Origin of the sequence: Desulfotruncus alcoholivorax DSM 16058 (assembly GCF_000430885.1) — a bacterium.
In the GTDB taxonomy this organism is placed as follows: Bacteria; Bacillota; Desulfotomaculia; order Desulfotomaculales; family Desulfallaceae; genus Desulfotruncus; species Desulfotruncus alcoholivorax.
This window is the reverse complement of the sequence record NZ_AUMW01000031.1, coordinates 1-18,240: the sequence shown is the minus strand read 5'-3', so window position 1 is coordinate 18,240 and position 18,240 is coordinate 1. Positions and strand designations below refer to the sequence as shown.

General features: G+C 49.7%; 15 protein-coding genes and 1 pseudogene. 7 read left to right on the top strand and 9 right to left on the bottom strand.

Annotated elements, in window-relative coordinates:
* Nucleotides 1–4: 4 nt before the first annotated feature.
* From H569_RS20490 to H569_RS0114285, 7 genes and pseudogenes are all read right to left on the bottom strand, one after another.
* A pseudogene (locus H569_RS20490) lies at nt 5–910 on the bottom strand (BREX system Lon protease-like protein BrxL); the annotation flags it as partial.
* A gap of 85 nt (nt 911–995) precedes the next feature.
* Nucleotides 996–1,343: a nucleotidyltransferase domain-containing protein gene (locus H569_RS0114310; protein ID WP_027365551.1), complete on the bottom strand. Its 348-nt coding sequence runs from the start codon at nt 1,341–1,343 to the stop codon at nt 996–998.
* Between the two features lie 16 nt (nt 1,344–1,359).
* Nucleotides 1,360–1,518, bottom strand: a complete 159-nt coding sequence (locus tag H569_RS22280) for a hypothetical protein (RefSeq protein WP_207637569.1) — start codon at nt 1,516–1,518, stop codon at nt 1,360–1,362.
* Nucleotides 1,508–2,005 carry a BREX-1 system adenine-specific DNA-methyltransferase PglX gene (locus H569_RS0114300; RefSeq protein WP_257720119.1) on the bottom strand — a complete coding sequence of 166 codons (498 nt, stop codon included), beginning with the start codon at nt 2,003–2,005 and terminating at the stop codon, nt 1,508–1,510. Before H569_RS0114300 ends, H569_RS22280 begins: the two co-directional genes overlap by 11 nt.
* A gap of 6 nt (nt 2,006–2,011) precedes the next feature.
* A complete protein-coding gene (locus H569_RS0114295) occupies nt 2,012–2,299 on the bottom strand; it encodes a hypothetical protein (RefSeq protein WP_027365549.1) in 288 nt (95 codons plus the stop codon).
* A 4-nt stretch (nt 2,300–2,303) separates the two neighbouring features.
* On the bottom strand, nt 2,304–2,513 hold the full coding sequence (locus tag H569_RS23680; protein ID WP_027365548.1) for a BrxA family protein: 210 nt from the start codon (nt 2,511–2,513) through the stop codon (nt 2,304–2,306).
* Between the two features lie 285 nt (nt 2,514–2,798).
* Nucleotides 2,799–7,631, bottom strand: coding sequence for an S-layer homology domain-containing protein (locus tag H569_RS0114285; RefSeq protein WP_027365547.1), 4,833 nt, complete (start codon nt 7,629–7,631; stop codon nt 2,799–2,801).
* Between the two features lie 461 nt (nt 7,632–8,092).
* Here H569_RS0114285 and H569_RS21440 point away from each other — a divergent pair, with 461 nt between their 5' ends.
* The 6 genes from H569_RS21440 to thiC all read left to right on the top strand — a co-directional run bounded on the left by H569_RS21440 (nt 8,093) and on the right by thiC (nt 16,714).
* Nucleotides 8,093–8,461, top strand: a complete 369-nt coding sequence (locus tag H569_RS21440) for an STAS domain-containing protein (protein ID WP_051273671.1) — start codon at nt 8,093–8,095, stop codon at nt 8,459–8,461.
* Entirely contained in the window at nt 8,427–10,085 is a 1,659-nt protein-coding gene (locus H569_RS0114275; RefSeq protein ID WP_169726474.1) for a PP2C family protein-serine/threonine phosphatase, read from the top strand. The genes H569_RS21440 and H569_RS0114275 overlap by 35 nt, the downstream gene beginning before the upstream one ends.
* Before the next feature lie 261 nt (nt 10,086–10,346).
* Nucleotides 10,347–10,772 carry an ATP-binding protein gene (locus H569_RS0114270; protein ID WP_157833544.1) on the top strand — a complete coding sequence of 142 codons (426 nt, stop codon included), beginning with the start codon at nt 10,347–10,349 and terminating at the stop codon, nt 10,770–10,772.
* A gap of 166 nt (nt 10,773–10,938) precedes the next feature.
* Nucleotides 10,939–14,166, top strand: coding sequence for a BTAD domain-containing putative transcriptional regulator (locus H569_RS0114265; RefSeq protein WP_027365544.1), 3,228 nt, complete (start codon nt 10,939–10,941; stop codon nt 14,164–14,166).
* Nucleotides 14,167–14,555: 389 nt separating this feature from the next.
* Nucleotides 14,556–15,365 carry a hydroxyethylthiazole kinase gene (thiM, locus tag H569_RS0114260; protein WP_027365543.1) on the top strand — a complete coding sequence of 270 codons (810 nt, stop codon included), beginning with the start codon at nt 14,556–14,558 and terminating at the stop codon, nt 15,363–15,365.
* A gap of 53 nt (nt 15,366–15,418) precedes the next feature.
* Nucleotides 15,419–16,714, top strand: coding sequence for a phosphomethylpyrimidine synthase ThiC (gene thiC, locus H569_RS0114255; protein ID WP_027365542.1), 1,296 nt, complete (start codon nt 15,419–15,421; stop codon nt 16,712–16,714).
* Between the two features lie 74 nt (nt 16,715–16,788).
* Here thiC and H569_RS0114250 read toward each other — a convergent pair whose 3' ends face one another.
* Entirely contained in the window at nt 16,789–17,379 is a 591-nt protein-coding gene (locus tag H569_RS0114250) for a histidine kinase N-terminal 7TM domain-containing protein (RefSeq protein ID WP_081411038.1), read from the bottom strand.
* Nucleotides 17,380–17,601: 222 nt separating this feature from the next.
* The gene (locus tag H569_RS23390; RefSeq protein WP_257720118.1) at nt 17,602–17,727 is read right to left on the bottom strand and encodes a hypothetical protein; all 126 of its coding nucleotides are present in this window, start codon (nt 17,725–17,727) and stop codon (nt 17,602–17,604) included.
* Between the two features lie 306 nt (nt 17,728–18,033).
* Between H569_RS23390 and H569_RS20480 the strand changes: the two genes are divergently transcribed.
* Nucleotides 18,034–18,240, top strand: a 207-nt coding sequence (locus H569_RS20480; RefSeq protein WP_034630796.1) for a transposase, incomplete at its 3' end; no start/stop codon positions are given.

The following is an 18,240-nucleotide window of genomic DNA, read 5'->3' as shown; positions in this document are numbered from 1 at the left end:
AATATCACTCAACACCAAGCGCCTTAAAAACCGCATCTTCGGGGCTTTGGTAAAATGAAATTTGGAATTTGGCAAACAACTCCGGAGGAACCGTTGGTATATCAACAGCGGAAGCCATCGGCAGCAATATCTTTTTAGCTCCCGCGTCAAAACACACTTGCATAATATTGGCCAATTCTTCCACTTTATTGATTGTTCCGCCTATGCTCATAGACCCCAACACCACCAGCTGACTTTGAACCGGCTTCCTAAGAGCGCCGGAACAAAGGGCGATAAATGCAACCAGCGAAAGCTCCGAAGTTAATCCAATGCCTTGCAAGTCCTGAACATGCATTTAAAAATCATTGTTTTGCACAGATATAATACCGCTAATGTTCTTTTTGTTGGCCTTAAAGTAATTAAAAGCTGTGGCAATGCTTTCTTTGGCCTCACGACAGGAGCCAAGGCCGGTTCTGTCAAATCTACCGGAGCCGGGAACAACTTCGGTTTCTATTTTATAAACACCTATCATACCGGAATCCCCGTGGGCCACCGTGTAAATATGGCCGGGTTTGTACATGCCTTCGGGAATAAGCTTACCGCCACCCTGCTCCGGCACTGACACAAATTCTTCAATTAAGGTATCGTTATCAATATAAGAGAAATGAACATCATAAAATTCCATGCCACCAATTTTTTTAAGCTGTTCTTTGACCCTTCTCCTGCCCACCAGGGCGTATCGCAATATCTCTTCTATGTCGTCCCTGGTAAATTCGCCATTGGGGTAAATTAACTTTACCAGTCCCGATACGGTTTTCCTTACAGCTATCACATCTCTTTGGTTTAGGTTATTGCCCAGCCTGAAGTACCTGTCAAAGGCATCGGTAAAAGATCTCTTCCTCATTTCCCGGAAGAATTCCGCTATATAATCAACATACCTTGTTTGATAAGAATTTCTGCAGCTTTTATTTTACTTTCAGCCATTTCAATGCGGTAGCGTGCCAAATCTTTATAATTTACATCGTCCATAAGGTAACTCCCTCTTTTTGAACGTTGGTGGCAAAGGGAACATTCATTTTAACCAGTTTATTATAGTCATCCTTGTTATATATTTTTAAAGAGATGTTTATTTCATGATCCAACTCGGCATCAAGCACGTAATCGTATATCTTATAGCGGTCAATGTTATTCCGGTCTTTAACAATAATCAATAAATCTATATCCGAATCGGGTTCCGCGTTTCCGCGGGCCTTGGAACCGAATAACTCAATTGAAACCACTTGTTCGGGATATAAATTTGTTAAATACTCTATGAACCCTCTTAATACTCTATTTTCCGTTTCAGATAACGATTTTCGTTTCATTTGAAAACACCTCTATTTATATTTTGGCCAGCAAATCGGCCTTTAATGGCTTTTTGCCCTCACCCCGGGGGATTTCCACACTCTGGAACTTGGCGCAATTTACTTTTACACCGTCATCCAGGTCGATCTCGATTTTTTGGTTGGCCACGTGGGCGATGACCTGGTCATACTCCATGCACTCCTTCATTTGCCTGGCAATATGCTCTTTCTTTTTCCGGGCCTTGTTTTTTCCCGCCTTGTACGATAAAGTGCCCTTTGTTTTCAAAAAACCATTTTTCTTTTTGCTTTAATGAGTCAACATTGCCAATTTGATCGTATAGCTGCCTGAAGACGGAAGCATAATCATTAATTAACGATTTGTTAATCACAAAAGCAGTGGTTCCAAAATCAGATCCGAATACACCCCTACCAAAATGAAGCATATTTATCAATGTATGTCTGTTTAAAATAATAAGCCGTAATTGCTCAAAACTGGATTTCGACATCCAAACCGGGATGTTTATCATTGCCATCATTCCGTGTGGGCTGCACATATCTAATGTTTTTTCCATGAAAACAGTGCTCATATCCAACTTTGTATCTGGATAATTTTTCTTTACATACTCTGAAAGCTTAGATCCCATCCCGTTTCTACCCATATAAGGAGGATTCGTACATACCACATCATATTACCCGCTCATTATCCTGGCCTGCTTTATCAGCGCGGGCACTTTCTCCAATATAGCCCTCCGGTACGCTTCAGTAAACAAATCACCCGTGCCGTGCGCCCTTATTTCCCCCAGCCTTCTTTCCAGGGCGTCAAAATCAACCGGCTCAACATTCAATATGGAACCGTATTCCTTGGCGTCATGGAACACGTCAATTAGATATTGAAAATCTTTCTTTAAACTTTTATGCCCACCGGCAAAGTAGTCCGCCGTTTCCCTTGGGATGCCATTGCTTTCCTGTATGGACAAACATTTAAATCCAGCTAAGCCTTTTGATGACCGCTGCGGCAATTTCCTTTTTTCTGCTTTCCGTGTTGACCTGAAAAATATTATCTTTTATTGACCGGCTTACAATTTCGGAATAGCCGAGCCCTTGTACTTTAAGGCTTGCAGCCTTTTTTACCTCTAAAAAAAGAAAAGGCATATATTTTAATGTTGTTGAGTAATTTGGTATATTTTCCAATTATGACTATGCCTCCGGGCCACTTTTTATATCATTATAACATTTATACTGTAATATAATTTTTGTATATACAAGAAAATAATTCTTCTCCCTCGCATAATAGATCTAACCCTTCCTTCCAAACCCACACCCATCACTGGATAATCAATAAGATAAATTCCACACACTCCTTGAAGGTGACCTAGCCAAATTTATTTATATTCTTAGCTAATTAGTTATCAAAAAGTGTAAGAGCCGGTTGGGAAAGTATTCCCGCCCGGCTCTATTGGTTTATCTACCCAAACGTCAATATATATAATAATCTGTGCTGCCGTGGAAATCGTCACCGGCCATTATTTTCAGCTTGTAGCTTCCAAACGGTACCCACGCCGGAATTGTTAAGGATACTGTGGCCTCATTGTTGCTGATGGTAGATGTGCTTATTACCGGCTGACCCAGGGAGTCCCCGCAGGTTGTTACCAGTTCTACCGTCACCGGGGTGCCATCAGCAATACCTGCTGTCGTTATTGCAACATCCGTTGTTGCTTCAGTTCCAACTTCGCTGCCTGTTGGCCACGGGCTTACATAGTTGATTGAAGCGGAATTAACGGTGAAAACAGCACCGGTGTTGCTACTGTCGCCGGCAACCGCTTTTAGTCTGTAATAACCCGCCGGCACTGTTCCCGGAATGGCCAGGGAAACTATAGCCGAATTGTTGCTGATAGTGGAGGCGCCTGTTACCTGCGGGCTCAGGGAATTCCCGGCTGTGTCCACCAGTTCCACGCTTACACCCGTGCCGTCCGCAATACTGGTTGTATCTACATTGACATCCAGCGCCGTGTCACTTCCGGCAACGCCGGCTGACGAGGTGGGCCATAACCCGTTTATTGAACTTGACGGCTGCATGTTCCAGATCACCGTACCGGCGGATAAGTCACCGGCTGTGAATGTTACCTGGGAATCCCGGGGATTTACTATGCTCCATTCAGGGTGTGTATCTCCAACGGCTGCAAGGAAATTAGAAATGTTTGTTTCGTTCCACGAATGGATAGGAATGACGATTTTGGGCGCCAGCTTTTCAATGGCTTTTATCACTACAGAAGTGTCGAGACCATTCATTCCCATAGAGTCTCCAATGGGAATCATCAGCACATCGATGCCTGAGGGGCCTTTTAGATTTTGAGCCATCTCGTCCGCCGGCGGACCGTTGGTTCCCAGCCCAAATTCATTTAGGACGCTCATGTCACAGGTACCCAGTGAGTCCCCCATATGCACAAGGCGCATTCCAGCTGTGGACAAGATAAAGCTGGCATTATTTTGAGCATTATCAAAGTGGCTGGTCTGAACGTTACTCACCGTCAGGTCACCATAAACGGCATCTGTAACAGAATTGAAGCTCCCACCATTGATTCCGTGAATTACCTTGTCCTCTCCCAGACCGGGAGCTGCTGCCGCTACCTGGTTGTGGTCACTATGCTCGTGGGAGATGATGGCCAGGTCAACCGGGTCCAAAGCATTACCATAGCTATGTTCGGGATCCAGCAGAACCCTTTGGCCACCCGGAGTGGTCAGGACAAAGGCGGAATGTCCCAGGTATTCCAGCGTTACGGACTCTGACGGAGCAGTGTTTTGTAATGTTGTTATTTGTGCGCTTGGTTCAGATAACGCAAATGTCTTGTTTCCATCACCTGCTACAACACAATAGATATAGGCTGTTCCCGGTACAGCAGTTGTATCGGTATAGGTTTGTGTGTTTTTGTCAATAACGCTGCCGATATACTCCGCGGCGTCAGTGTTTACATCGTAACGTATAATATAGTAACTCGTTACATTTTGAGATTCACTATCGTTCCATGTGATGATGTTTACTGCTTCACCGGCATCATTGTGCGATGGTAAAGCTGAAACATTACTCGGAGGAGAGAATTCAGCATCATACGTTTTTTCTACTCGGTTACTTTCATTATCAGGTGGTCTTGTTACTGTTACAAAGACTGAACCTGCCACAGAACCCAATTGATCAATACTTATGTTTACATCTGTTTCATCTTGGCCAACCGTTTGGGATCCCAGTGGGCTACCACCATCTGCAGAGTCATAGACATTGACGGTATCGCCCTCCAGCAAGTCATATACCTCAACATAATCTGGAAGCCCTGCGTTGTTATGAACAACAATCTGACTTGGGCCAAGCACACTTGTGGATAAGCTGACAATATTTGAATCACCGGCATTAGTGCCGCCAATGACGTGCAGATAAAACCAATACTTTATTCCAGGATCTAAGTTTACTACTGTTCCGGTGCCAGCGTCCGGAGCCACCTCTGTGCCTTTCCAGGTAATAGACTGTCCAGAGGGGACCGTATCAGGGTCAGTTTTAGTCTGAAAGATTATCACTTGACTTGCCCCGGTTGGCGCCGTCCATGTGAATGTTGCAGAGGTGTCGTCATGATCAACACACGCAAAGTTACTTATTGCCGCCCCTTCGTTAACTGTAACGCTAAATGATACGTCTACTCCTTGATTTGCGCTGTCATATACTGATGCCGTGACCGTGGTTGTTCCCGCTGCCAGCGGCGAGATTACCAGGCTGCCATTTAACCAGTCCAGGCTTACGATTCCTGCCGTTCCGTAAGTGGCACCTGTAACAGTCAAGGCATCCCCGTCCGGGTCGGTGGCTAAGTCTGCTCCCGTAAGAATCAAATTGTTTCCGCCCATGATAACTGACCGGTCAGCCACCGGCTTGGCTACCGGGGGGTTATTTGTTGGAGTACTTCCACCACCGCCGCCGATAGTGTAACTTTCGGTCATTACATCACTGTTCAGCATATCTGCCTTGGTTGCTATGGCTTTGATCGTCATTGCTTTTGCAATGGTGATTGCTCCCGTGTATTTATACACTGAATCAGAAACAGTGGCACCAGGAACACTGCCGTCAATTGTATAGTAGACCGCCGATCCAACTGTGGCGGAAGAAAGAACTATCTGTGTACCAAGGGACACCGCGCCACCGGACGGGGTTGCCGCCGGCTTTGCCGCCTTTAAAGTTGGGGCCGTACCTGAAATATTATCCGGTGCGTTACCCGTAATGGTAGTGGTCACCTGTGCGTTCAGTTGGTTAATAGTTCCGGAGTTTTCAATCTCAACTCCGGCAGCTGTTGCTGCAATAGAAATGGTTCCGGTTACTGTTACACCCGGCGCTATTTCAATTCTTGCATTGGCTGCGGTAATATTAATGCTGGCGCTGCCCGATTCGGTTACTTGTATGCCCACTGCAGCTGTTGTCTGCTGGATGTTAATGCTTCCGCTTAATGGCGCGGCAATTACTACGTCACTGCTTCCTGTATAGGTCGTGGGAATATTGATTGTTACCGTCCCGGTGAATACATTGGCCGCCGCTTCCAGTGTGGCCGGCATGTTCATCCGGATATTGCCGGTTACCAATACACTGCCCGAATCTGCAACCAGCCGCAGTCCTTCTCTGTTGATTTCCACCGTTCCCTGCAGCTGTGTTGTTCCGGTAAGGTGGACACTGTTGCTGCCGCCGCCGTTGAATGTTGTCTTGCCGGTTACATTTACGCTTTCCAGGGTCAGGTCGCCGGCACCTATCCCGGAGCCGGCCTCCAGGTCACCGGTAATGGTCATATTTTGCAGCGTCAGGCCGGGTTTGTTAATTATGACATTGCCGGTTATGTTCGAGCCCTTGCCATTGATTACTGTTATGCCTGACTGGTTCAAGGCGTATAGTATTCCCTCCAGGTTGGCCACGGTGGCTGTATTGCCGTTAACGCTATATCCCGCCGGAAGTGATGAGCCGGAGCTACTGCTGCCACCACCACCGCCCGCTGCAGTGTCTCCTTTTTCCGTCTTGCCGGCTATGATTGCTGTTATGTTATTGCCTATGTTTATTTTTCCGGGCTTTTGCTCAATGACAACACCTGTGGCATTGACGTTGGCTGTATTTATCTGCCCCTTTCCGGTCACTTTGGCATCTTTACCGTGTGCTGTTATGGTAAGGTCATTAACCACACCGCTTGTTATTTCCAGGCTGACTTTTGCCGCATCCAGCTGTACGCTGTCGAATTCGCCTGCCAGTACAGTTTTTGCACTCTCTCCGGCTATTGTCACGCTGGTGAAGCCATTTCCTTCCAGGCTGTCTTCCACCAGGCGGCCGCCTGTTTTCATTGTTACTTTGCCAAGCCCGCTCTTGCCTTTGGCTACCAGTCTGGCTCCTTCTTTGTTTAACGTTATGTCCGCCGTGGCGCAATTTTCAAATGTTACGCTGTTTGCCCCGCCGCCCAGTATGGTGGTTGTACCTTTTACCGTGATGTTGTTCAGGGTTACGCTTCCTTCACCTATGCCTTTGTCCAGCACCAGGTTTCCTGATATTAGGACATTCTTCAGCACCACTCCGGAGGCTGTTATGCATACGTCACCGTTAATAGTTTCCTGTCCGCTTGCCGGGCCGTATGTTCCGGCCTGGTTATAGGTTACAGTCTTTTGAGGTACGGCCGGGCTGTTGCCGCCGGCCAGGGAACGGCTCAGAAACACTATTGCCTCAGCCCTGGTTACTTTTTTTTCCGGCCGGAAGGTCATGTCCGGGTAGCCCTGCATGTACCCTGCTGCTGCCGCCGCGCTTATTGCTCCCTTGCTCCACCGGGGTATTTGGGCTGCGTCTTTAAATTTGCTTACTGATGATGTGTCCGCTGTGTTCAGCTTTAACAGTCTTGCAAGCATGGAGGCTGCCTCCTGCCTGCTGATGCTGTTGTTCGGGCGGATTGTTCCGTCCGGGTAACCCGATACATAGCCCGCTTCTTTAGCCCTGGCTAGGTCTGTGGCAAACCAATCAGAGGTTTTTACATCTTTGTAACGGGCTTGCGCCGTTTCTGTAAAACCGAAGGCTTTGTTTACCAGCACCATGAATTCCGCCCTGGTGATGCTGTTGTCCGGTTTGAATGTGCTGTCGGGATAGCCGCCGGCCAATCCTTGGTTCAGCCAGTCGGTTATCTGGCTTTGGGCCCAGTGACCGCTGATGTCCGGCGGCATGCTGCCCACTGCCGCCTGCGGTATTACGCCCAGCATCAGGACCACGATTGTTATCAGGGCCATTATTTTGCTTTGCTTCCCTGCTTTACGCACCTGTCTGCATTCCTCCTTAAATGTTTTTTTAATTGAAGATTTCGAGCTTCACCTCCTTTTGTGTTTTTTGCACTCGCATCAAATAGTCCAACAGGGGAATTCCAACTGTTACAGTGTTGGAAAATTATTCTCAGGGAACAAAACGGACGTCTCTACTGTCAGATTAAACGGCCCATCTTACAAAACTCTTACAAAATAAGACGCCTTCCGGTGCGTTTCAATTTTTTCAAACAACCTGCTTCCTTGCACTGATTAACACCTATCCCCATCCTGAAGACGTATAATAGAGTTTTATTGTCCATACCGCATAAATCACGTAGATTTGCAGGGTTTTCCCGGAACAGGTAGAATGTTTTGTTTTAGACAAATATTGCTGGTTTTTGGGCTATGGTTATATCCCAAGGCGTCTAACCGTGGAAACAGGGCGGGCAATTGTATGAACGGAGGCAGGAGGGACAGGCTTGAAGAAGAAATTAAATTCCCAAACTGAATGGGAAGAAGAAATGTTGTTTTTGCGTCTCAGCGGCGACATCACCAGTGAAGGTGAAGAGGAATTTAAAAAGATGCTTCCTTTAGACGAGCCATCCGCTCCGGTTGTGCTGGATTTCGCCGGGGTGGACTACATCAACAGCGCCGGCCTGGCCTTGCTCATCGGACTGGTGCGTCGTTGCCGTGAATCCGGTCGCCCGGTGGGCGCCATCAATCTTTCCGGTCATTACCGCAAAATTTTTCACATGGTCGGCCTCAATGATTATATAACGGTTTTCGACAGTGAGGACGCCGCGCGTCTTGTGTTTGCGTCAGAAAATAATCATGAAAGTGGTGTCTGAGATGACGGCGTCCCGCAGGCTAATGAGGCGGATATTTCGCCTCGCTGCGTATATAGGGACGGTAGCGTTTGCGGCGATAACCATGGGTAACCAGTTTATACAAGGCGTTACCCTGAAGCAGCAGCTTACTTTTTATTTTCCCGTGGTATTCGGGCAGTGTTTATTTGCAGTTCTAGCCCTATACGCTCTTTCAGCGGCCTATTTGAAGCCGGTTTTGCATGTTCTTGACGGTTTTGAGAAGGAAAATGAGCCGGAGCAAGAGCTGGTTGCCAGGTCTCGAAAGAAGGCTTTCAATTACCCCCTGGACATGTTCCTTTTTCTTGTGCTTTGCGGGGTAGGACTCATCCTCATTTTTCACTTTTCCGAGTGGTTCTTTTTTTATAAGGAAGATATTCCGGCCAACTGGTGGCTGGTGACATTACAAAATGCCACCTTCGAACTGACTCTTACCGTATCCCTGGCCATGCTGTTTTTCGCTTTCTCACGGAGGCTGATGCGGGGGCTCCTGGAAAAGACCACGGGCCTCGCGCCGGACGAAGGCAAGCGCCTGGCTGTAAAAAACCGCATACTGCTCACAATCACTTCGATTGTGGTTGTTGCGACAAGCACTTTTTTATCTGCTTATCTGTTTTTCCCGCTGGCAGGCAAACCTTTGCCCGTAGGCCTGTTCGTTATCCTTACCGTATTAGTTGCTGTTTTTTGTGCCGTTGTCGGCGTTGTAACCGCTTCCGACACGGCCCGTGACATTGTACTGGTGACCGGGAAACTGGAGCAAATGACCCGGGGAATCCAGCCCGGCCTGCACCAGACGCTGGCGGTGACGTCGCTGGATGAGGTGGGTGACCTGGTGGTGGCCTTTAACCGGCTGCAGCAGCAGGTGGCCAAAATTTACCGGGACGTGGACCGTGAACTGGCGCTGGCGCGCTCTGTGCAGGCGGAATTGTTGCCGAAAAAGTTTCCTTCCTTGCCGGGATGGGAAATTACGGGGGTGTCGCTGCCCGCCAGGCAGGTAGGGGGCGATTTTTTCGACTACATCCCCCTGCAAGACGGACGTTTTGGTCTGGCCGTGGGTGACGCGGCAGGAAAAGGCATGCCGGCGGCCCTGCTGATGGCAGCGGTGGTCGGCCTGCTGCGGGCTGAAGCGCCCCGGGAAGAAAGCCCCGCAGCGGTTTTAAGCAGAGTGAACGACCTCATTTGCGGCACCGTGTCCGTGGGAATGTTTATCACCGCTCTTTACGCCGTGTTCGACCCCTCAGCCGGGACCTGTACCTTATCCAGCGCCGGGCATGTGAGTCCGGTCCGGTTTTCCCAGGACGGCACAGCCCCGGAGTTAGCCGATACAGGGGCGTTGCCGCTGGGATTGGCAAGTGGAATCTCCTACAGTGAAATAACGCTGACAATTCCCCCGGGAGGTGGAATTGCCTTCTATACAGACGGCATCGTCGAGGCCCGTAACGTCACTGGTGAACTTTACGGTTTCCCGCGGTTCCTAAATGCTTTTCGTTATTCTTCCGGCTCCGAGAGTGAATCCTTCATATCATCTATTGTAGAAAAGGTGTTCCGTTTTTCCGGCGGCGAACAGGAAGACGATCTCACCTTGTTGGTGGTGCGCCGCTTAAGGTAAATAGGATTAACGGCACGTTTCAAAAATTTTATAAATAATCACATGGCGTGTTTTCTGTAAGATTTCTGTAAGGCCCTCCCTTTACACTACTTTATAAAAGGGTCATTTTGGTTCATCAATTGGAGACATTCCTTGGCGAAATTGTGTCCCATTACCTTAATTCAGGGGGGATTTGTACAGTAAAATTCCGGATATGTCCAAAGCAGGGGAACCGTATAGCCAATGCACGCGAAATGTAAATTTTTTAGGGATGTGGTTATCATGGCGATGACGACTGTTGAATTGAAAATTCCTTCCCAACTAGGATACGAGAAGGTGGCGATGTCGGTGGCGGCGGAACTGGCGCGAATTGAGGGCGCAGGGGATGAAGCTGCCATGGATCTGGCCACTGCCGTCAGCGAAGCTTGTCTCAATGCCATGGAGCACGCCCACGGTTACGACCCCTGCTTGATGATAAAGTTGACTTTTCGGACCGGCCCCGATTCCCTGGAAGTAGACGTTACAGACACCGGCCCTCCTTTTACCTTTCCTTCCCCGGAGCCTTTTCTGCAAAATAAGATCCAAGGAGTTGAAGCAGCCAGGGGTTGGGGGCTGTACCTGATCCTGAACCTGGTACATGAAGTAAAAGTTATGCGCTTACCTGACGGGAACCTGCTACGGCTGACCATGCAGTTACCCGTGCAATAAGAGTTTGGGATTATTTGATAAAATGATACTATTCAGGTATTCAGAATGTCCCGAGACGGTTCTCTCATTCTTACTCCTGACTTCTGACTCCTGAACAGTTACAGATGCTGAATAACCACAATAAAACATACATTTATTCGACATTTATCCAGAGGGAAGTCTGCGTATGTTGAATATTTTTCCCAAAAGTAAATTCCGGCCTCCCGAACTTCCATTCCGGTACCTGCCCCGGGAGCGTTTGCTGGCGTTGCTGGATGGCGGGCCGGAGAGGCGGCTCACCTGTGTCGTGGCAGGCGCCGGCTACGGAAAGAGCACCGTGGCAGCCGGTTTTGTGCGCAGGGTCCGGAAACCTTTTGCATGGCTCAACCTGGACGGCGGCGATGGTGACGGGATGGCTTTTTTACAACTTCTTTTGTACGGTTTGGCTCTCCGTTTGCCGTTCTTTAAGGAGGCCCTGGCGCAGGAGAAAATAATGCGGCAGGTTCATTGGCAGGCCCGGGGTAGGCTCATTGGAAAAGCAGCGGATATGCTGGAAGACAGCCTGGAAGGGCAGGGACTGCTGGTGATCCTGGAGGATTATCATACGGTTGCCGGCAGTGAAGAAGTGAAAGAAGTTCTGGACTCCCTTCTTCAGCACTTCCCGCCGCAGATCTGTTTTATCCTTTTAAGCCGAAACCGGTTCCGTCTCAGGGCGCTGCCGGGGCTGGCAGCAGCCGGGCGTGCAATTGAGCTGGGCCGGGAGGAACTGGGTTTTACCCTGGCGGAGGCAGAACAAATTTTCGCAGGAGAGACCAGCTCGTCTTTAACCCGGAATTCGGTGGCGCAGATCTGGGAGCTGCTGTCCGGCTGGCCAATGGGGTTACAACTGGCCAGACAAGCCCTGGCGGGCAGCGCCGGCCCGACCGGCGTCAGCAGCTGGTTCAGGCAGGAAAAGGGCTTGCCATACCTCTTCGAAGATATTATGGAAGAAATCTTGGCCGGAGAGCCCCCGGAGATCAGGGAGGTTCTGCTCAAGACGGCAGTTTTCCCGGAGTGGGACGGAGAACTCTTTGACAATGTTTTTGACCGCAAGGACGGGACAACCTTGGTGGCATATCTATCCAACCGCGGCCTTCCGGTGGAACGCCTGGCCGGCAAGTTGCGCTACCACAAACTCTTTTACGATTATCTGCTGAACCGGCTAAAAGAAGACGTCGATAGTTACCGGGACGCTCAGCAACGGGCGGCCGGGTTTTATCTTTCCCGAGGAAAATTGGTGGAGGCTTTTCCCCACCTGGTTGCGGCAGGAGACTTCGGCAGGGCCGGACCGGTTCTCCAGCAGATGGCGCCCCTGCTGCTCAGACAGGGGCGCCTGGCGATCGTGGGTGCCTGGCTAAATGCACTGCCCGGTCAAAAAGCAGATGTTTTTCCGGAAATCCTTCTGGATTATGGGGAAGCCTGTGTTCGGGCCGGCAAATACCGGGAAGGATTGGATTGGCTGCGCCGCGCCGCCGGGGCTTTTGGCCGGATGGGTGATGCAACCGGCCTGACCCGGGCCCTCTGTGCCCAAGGAAGTGCCTTTTCAGCCAGAGGGGAACAACAGGATGCCAAGGTTGTGTATCGCCAGGCCCTTGGTGAGGTTGACTCTGCCGATCCCAGCCTGCGCGGTGTTGTGTTGCACTACCTGGCCGTTTGGACGGCAAGGATGGGGGATGTGGAGCAGGCGCGCCGGTTTTTTGACAAGGCTACTGATCAATACCGTCTTGCCGGGGAGACGGCGGCAGAGGCGGAGGTTTACCTTGACCGGGCACTCTTCTACTGCTGCCGGCGCAGTTGTTTCGTGGAAGCCGGGCAACTGGTGGATCGGGCAGCCAAAGTGGCGGAGGTTTCCGGAAATGTCCCCCTGAAGGCACGATCCCTCTTGATCGGTGGAGAAATCCTTCTCAGCCTGTGCGACCCGGGCGGGGCCATAAAGAAATTTCAGTTGGCTCAGAAATTTTTCCAAGGAAAAGAAACAGCTTCAATCACTGCTGTTCTGTCCATCCTGGGCGAAGCCCGGGCCTATTGTTTGCAGGACTCAGCGAATTACCGAAAGGCGGAACTCCTACACGGCCAGGCAGCAGATGCATTGGCCCTGGTCGAACCCAACCTGGAAGCCGAATTGGTTCTGTCACTGGGGCGTAGTACTGTTTTTCGCCTCCGGGGTGAAACAGGGCCTGCTTTGGAAGAGGCGCTGCATGCTTTAGAAATGGCCAGGGGAATAAACGATCGCTGGCTGGAGGCCGTGGCAAGGTTGAATCTGTCTTCCGCCATCATAGCGGCCGGCGGGGAGAACCTTGACACCGGCCTGAAGTTATTGGCTGAAGCAACCTCTGTCTTCTCCGCCTGGGGGGATGAATACCACCTGGCACTGGCCGATTTTTGGCGGCTCTTCGGATTATTTCACCGGACTGGAGAAGCGGAACCTGCTCTGCTACAAAAGTGTAATCAACATGTCAGTAAATTTTCGTTCTTGGCCAAGCAGGAGAGAGAGCTAAGTCAATTTGTCCTGAAACAAGCCTGCGCCGCTGTCCCAAAAGCTTTCGGCCGGGTTGAAGATACCAGGTCTGCTACAGGTTGCTGTGGGCCTGCACCAACCGGGGACATTCCGGCGGCAAATATCCCCCGCTTGCGTATTTACTGTTTGGGCGCCTTTCAAATCTACCGGGGAGGGGAACGGCTGGATGACCGGCATTGGCCCCGGCGCAAGAGTAAAATTATATTGAAGTTTCTCGCCCTCAGACTGGGGCAAACAGTGCCTAAAGATGTTATTATGGACATTTTGTGGCCGGATCTGACAGCGGAAAAGGCTGCCAACGCCTTTTACGTCACCCTTTATGCTTTGCGGAAAATGCTCAACGACGGATTGTCCAGGGAAATAGAGTATGTGGCTGTACGAGACGGAATGATCTACCTGGATGCGCGACTGGTGGAAGAAGTGGATGTGGCAGCCTTTAACCAGTCCTACAACTTAGCTTTTAACCGGCTGGAAACCGAACCGGAAGAAGCTGTGATTCACTTGCGAGAAGCCTGCCGGCTCTACCGCGGGGATTTGTTGGCTGAGGACGCTTATGCCGTCTGGCCGGTGCCGGCCAGAGAAAAACTACGCCAGCAGTTTCTTAAAGTATTGGTAACGCTGGCTCAATACGCCGAAAGAAACGACAGAAGAGCGGAGGCGCTGGAGCTATGGCAGGAAGTTGTCGAACGGGAACCTTTGCACGAAACGGCTCAAGGAGAGGTTATCCGCCTCCTGCTTATGCAGGGACAGCGGGATGCAGCCCGCAGTCAATATCTCAAATACCGGCGCCTCCTAAAAAAAGAAGTGGGAACTGAGCCGGGCGAACAGATTGTACGGCTGTATCGCCAGTCTAAATAGCACTGGAGCCAGAAGCAAATGATTTTTAAACCGGGTCGCCCTATTGCTCAGGCACCAAACTCGGAAAGCCAAAACAGATGACTTTTGCACGTCTTTGAATACACTATTGCCACGGAAATATTACTGTGATATTCTTGATGGGAAAACAACTACATATCAACACAAGGGGAGTTCCTGGTGTGGAGCTGAGAGTGCGGGAAAGACCCGCAGACCCTGGAACCTGAGCGCTGCTCAAGCGCTGCCTGTATTATACGGGTACTGGATAATGCCAGCGAAGGGATGTGATGTGATTCTTTGTGTTTAACCGCATTCCCTACGGGTTTGCGGTTTTTTGATCACCTTGGACCGTAAGCGGAAGGATTAAAATAAAGAAAGGATTGACCGGTGATATGGAAAAAATGCTGCAAGATATTGCTGCCGGCTTGATGAAAATAAGAGAAACCAGGCCTCTGATACACAACATCACCAATATGGTGGTAATGAATGATACCGCCAATATATTGCTCCATATAGGCGCCTCCCCGGTAATGGCCCATGCCCGGGAGGAAGTGGAGGAAATGGTGGCCCTGTCCGGCGCCCTGGTGCTGAATATTGGCACGTTGACACCCGAACTGGTGGAGAGCATGATTATTGCCGGAAAGAAAGCCAACCGGCTGGGGGTCCCCGTGGTTCTGGACCCGGTGGGGGCGGGCGCCACCAGCTTGCGGACCAGGAGTTCATTGCGTATTCTCAATGAAATTAATGTAACCATTTTACGCGGCAACGCTGCGGAAATAGCCGTTTTGGCCGGGCTGGACGCCACCGTCAAAGGCGTCGACGCTGCCGGGGTAACCGCCGGGCCCGGGGAGATTTCCCGGCTGGCGGCTGAAAAATTCGGATTGACCGTAGCCGTTACCGGCCAAATTGATGCCGTGTCCGACGGCAGGCGGACTGTCCTCATTGAAAACGGCCACCGGATGATGGGCGGGCTTACCGGAACAGGCTGCATGTCCACCGCTCTAACAGGCGCCTTTGCCGCTGTTTGCCCCGACCCGCTCACCGCCGCCGCTGGCGCACTGATCTCATTCGGCATTGCCGGTGAGCAGGCAGCGTTAAGGGGGCCCTTGCCGCCGGGTTCATATAAGGTCTCCTTGTTCGACCAGGTATATGACCTTTCTCCGGACAAAATAATCTCCGGCGCCAGGGTCACCGTATATTAGCATCAGACTTCAGACGTGGTAACATGTCCCGGTAAAAAAGGAGGATAAATTTGATGTCTTACAATACTCAGATGGAGGCAGCCCGAAAAGGTATAGTAACGAAAGAAATGGAATCTGTAGCCAGGAAGGAATGCATTGATATAGAAGTGCTCCGGGATCTCATTGCACAGGGCAGTATTGTTATTCCGGCAAATATTAATCATACCTCCCTGGAACCCTGCGGCATCGGCCGGGGGCTGAAAACCAAAATAAACGTTAACCTGGGAGTTTCCAAGGACTGCTGCGATTTTGCATCCGAGATGGAAAAAGCCCGCTGGGCTGTTGCAATGAAGGCTGATGCCATTATGGACTTAAGCTGTTTCGGCAAGACTGAGCAATTCAGGCAAAAGTTGATTCAATTCTCACCGGCTGCGATAGGCACGGTACCGGTATATGACGCCGTGGGTTTTTATGATAAAGAACTTGAAGACATCAGCGCGGAAGAATTCCTGGGAGTAGTGGAAAAGCATGCCCGTGACGGTGTGGACTTTATGACCATCCATGCCGGTATCAACCGGGAAACCGCCCGGAGGCTCAAAAATAACCCCCGTCTGACCAATATTGTTTCCAGGGGCGGAGCGCTGCTCTTTGCCTGGATGGAGCTAAACAACAAAGAAAACCCTTTTTATGAATACTTTGACGACTTGCTGGAAATCTGCCGCCGCTTTGATGTAACCATCAGCCTTGGGGATGCCTGCCGTCCGGGCAGTATTAAAGATGCCACCGACGCATCGCAAATACAGGAATTGATCGTGCTGGGCGAGCTGACCGAAAGAGCCTGGCAGAAAGATGTCCAGGTAATGATTGAAGGCCCGGGTCATATGGCCCTTAATGAGATAGCCCCCAACATGCTGCTAGAAAAAAAGCTCTGCCACGGCGCCCCGTTTTATGTTTTGGGTCCGCTGGTCACCGATATTGCGCCGGGTTACGATCATATCACCGGCGCTATCGGAGGCGCCATTGCCGCTGCAAACGGCGCGGATTTTCTCTGTTATGTCACTCCGGCTGAACACCTGCGCCTGCCCACATTGGATGACATGAAAGAAGGAATTATTGCATCACGAATTGCCGCCCACGCCGCTGATATAGCCAAGGGAATACCGGGGGCACGGCAGTGGGACAACCAAATGAGCAAAGCCAGACGTGATCTTGATTGGGCTAAAATGTTCGAATTGGCCATTGACCCTGAAAAGGCCCGCCGTTATAGGGCCGAATCCCAACCTGAAGCCGAAGATTCCTGTACCATGTGCGGTAAAATGTGTGCTGTGCGCAATATGAACAAGGCTTTGAGCGGGGCCAAGATCATATAAACTTTAACATCAAATATACGAAAAGGCTCATATTGATGAGCCCTTTCGTATATCTTTAAACTATCTTTAAACCTTTACTTAAAGTACCGGTTAAGTAACCCCTCCAGGGCGCGGGCATGCCTGGCTTCGTCCCGGAAAGACTCATCAAAAGCGTCGTGGGCGTGGTCGTTGCCAAGTTCCTTTGCCTTGACCGCTGCTTCCCTTTTGCCATTGTTGGCCATAATTTCACCCTTGAGCATCTTTTCAATGTTTTCTTTCGTGCTTTCGGAGATGATCCCGTTGAGCTCCGCGAAGTGGGCGGCATGCCAAGCTTCGTCCATGGCGATGGATTCCAGCACCAGGGCCACCTCGGGATAACCTTCCCGCTGGGCCTGCCGGGCCATGGCCAGATACGCGCCCATCTCCCAGGTTTCACCCTTGAATTCCGCAGTCACATAATAAAACCAGAACCCGTAATCATAATCCATTAGCCCGGACTCCTTCCAGAACCAGTTGGGCCGGGGAACAAGCCAAACAATGATGTTGGTAATAACGGGAATGACTGATAATAAGGCCCATTCTCTCCGAGATATGACATACCCAACATAACTCAAGATTAAATTAAGCCAAGCGACAGGCAATAAAGTGACGGCAATAAATTGAAATTTAATAAATAACAATTTAATTCCAGGCTCCGTGCCGTTATTTCAAGCGTGAAGGTAACTGTCCATCCTAAAGCGCAGTGCAACAAAAGAAGAAATGCATATAACATATATGTCTCCTATTGATAAAACCATTATTCAATAATCAATATCAATAATTATTAACAATTTCCACAGAGGATGATTTTCCCTTCGCGCAGGTACAAGATCCTCATGGACTCTTTGTTAAATTTTAGCGTGCTTTTGTTACCTTGACTCTGCCTTAAAATAGTTGTCAATTATTTTTTCAGCCAGTCTCTTGGCGGAATTGGCCTGGGCAGTTAGCATTAAAACAGTAAGAAATACATCGGCCAGTTCTTGATAACTTTTCACCCCTATCCTGCCGGCCTTTTCTTTAATTAGTAAAAACTTGTCATTGAAAGTGCTATAAAACTATGTAGAAGGTAACGGGGCCTGTTATAATCAACTAAATAATACACACAAACCCGGGGTTTTATGGCCCTGGGTTTGTTCGAACAAAATATGTTTATCCCAATGAAACATTCCAATATAACCGCACAGGATACAGTTAAGTCCGTATAATTGTGTAAAATAGGTTTCCAAAAAAATACTGGAGCCAGACAAATTCCTCAGTTAGAATTGAATTGCCAAAACAAACCTAACAAAGGAGGAATTTGCATGGCTCAATACCAGATTACCGTAAATCAGGAACTTTTGCACCGTCTATTTTTAAGCAATAACAAAGATTCTGGAGTAGCAGCCCTGTTGGAATCCGTATTGAACCAAATCTTACAGGCGCAAGCCACCGAACAACTTCAAGCTGAGCCATACGAGCGTACCAGCGAAAGGAAAGGGTACCGTAACGGTACATCCCCGCACCAACTA

Coding starts and splice junctions, on each gene's coding strand:
- H569_RS0114270 (WP_157833544.1), top strand. CDS start 10,347: ATGGCGATGACGACTGTTGAATTGAAAATTCCTTCCCAACTAGGATAC.
- thiM (WP_027365543.1), top strand. CDS start 14,556: ATGGAAAAAATGCTGCAAGATATTGCTGCCGGCTTGATGAAAATAAGA.
- H569_RS0114310 (WP_027365551.1), bottom strand. CDS start 1,343: ATGAAACGAAAATCGTTATCTGAAACGGAAAATAGAGTATTAAGAGGG.
- H569_RS22280 (WP_207637569.1), bottom strand. CDS start 1,518: ATGGAGTATGACCAGGTCATCGCCCACGTGGCCAACCAAAAAATCGAG.
- thiC (WP_027365542.1), top strand. CDS start 15,419: ATGTCTTACAATACTCAGATGGAGGCAGCCCGAAAAGGTATAGTAACG.
- H569_RS0114265 (WP_027365544.1), top strand. CDS start 10,939: ATGTTGAATATTTTTCCCAAAAGTAAATTCCGGCCTCCCGAACTTCCA.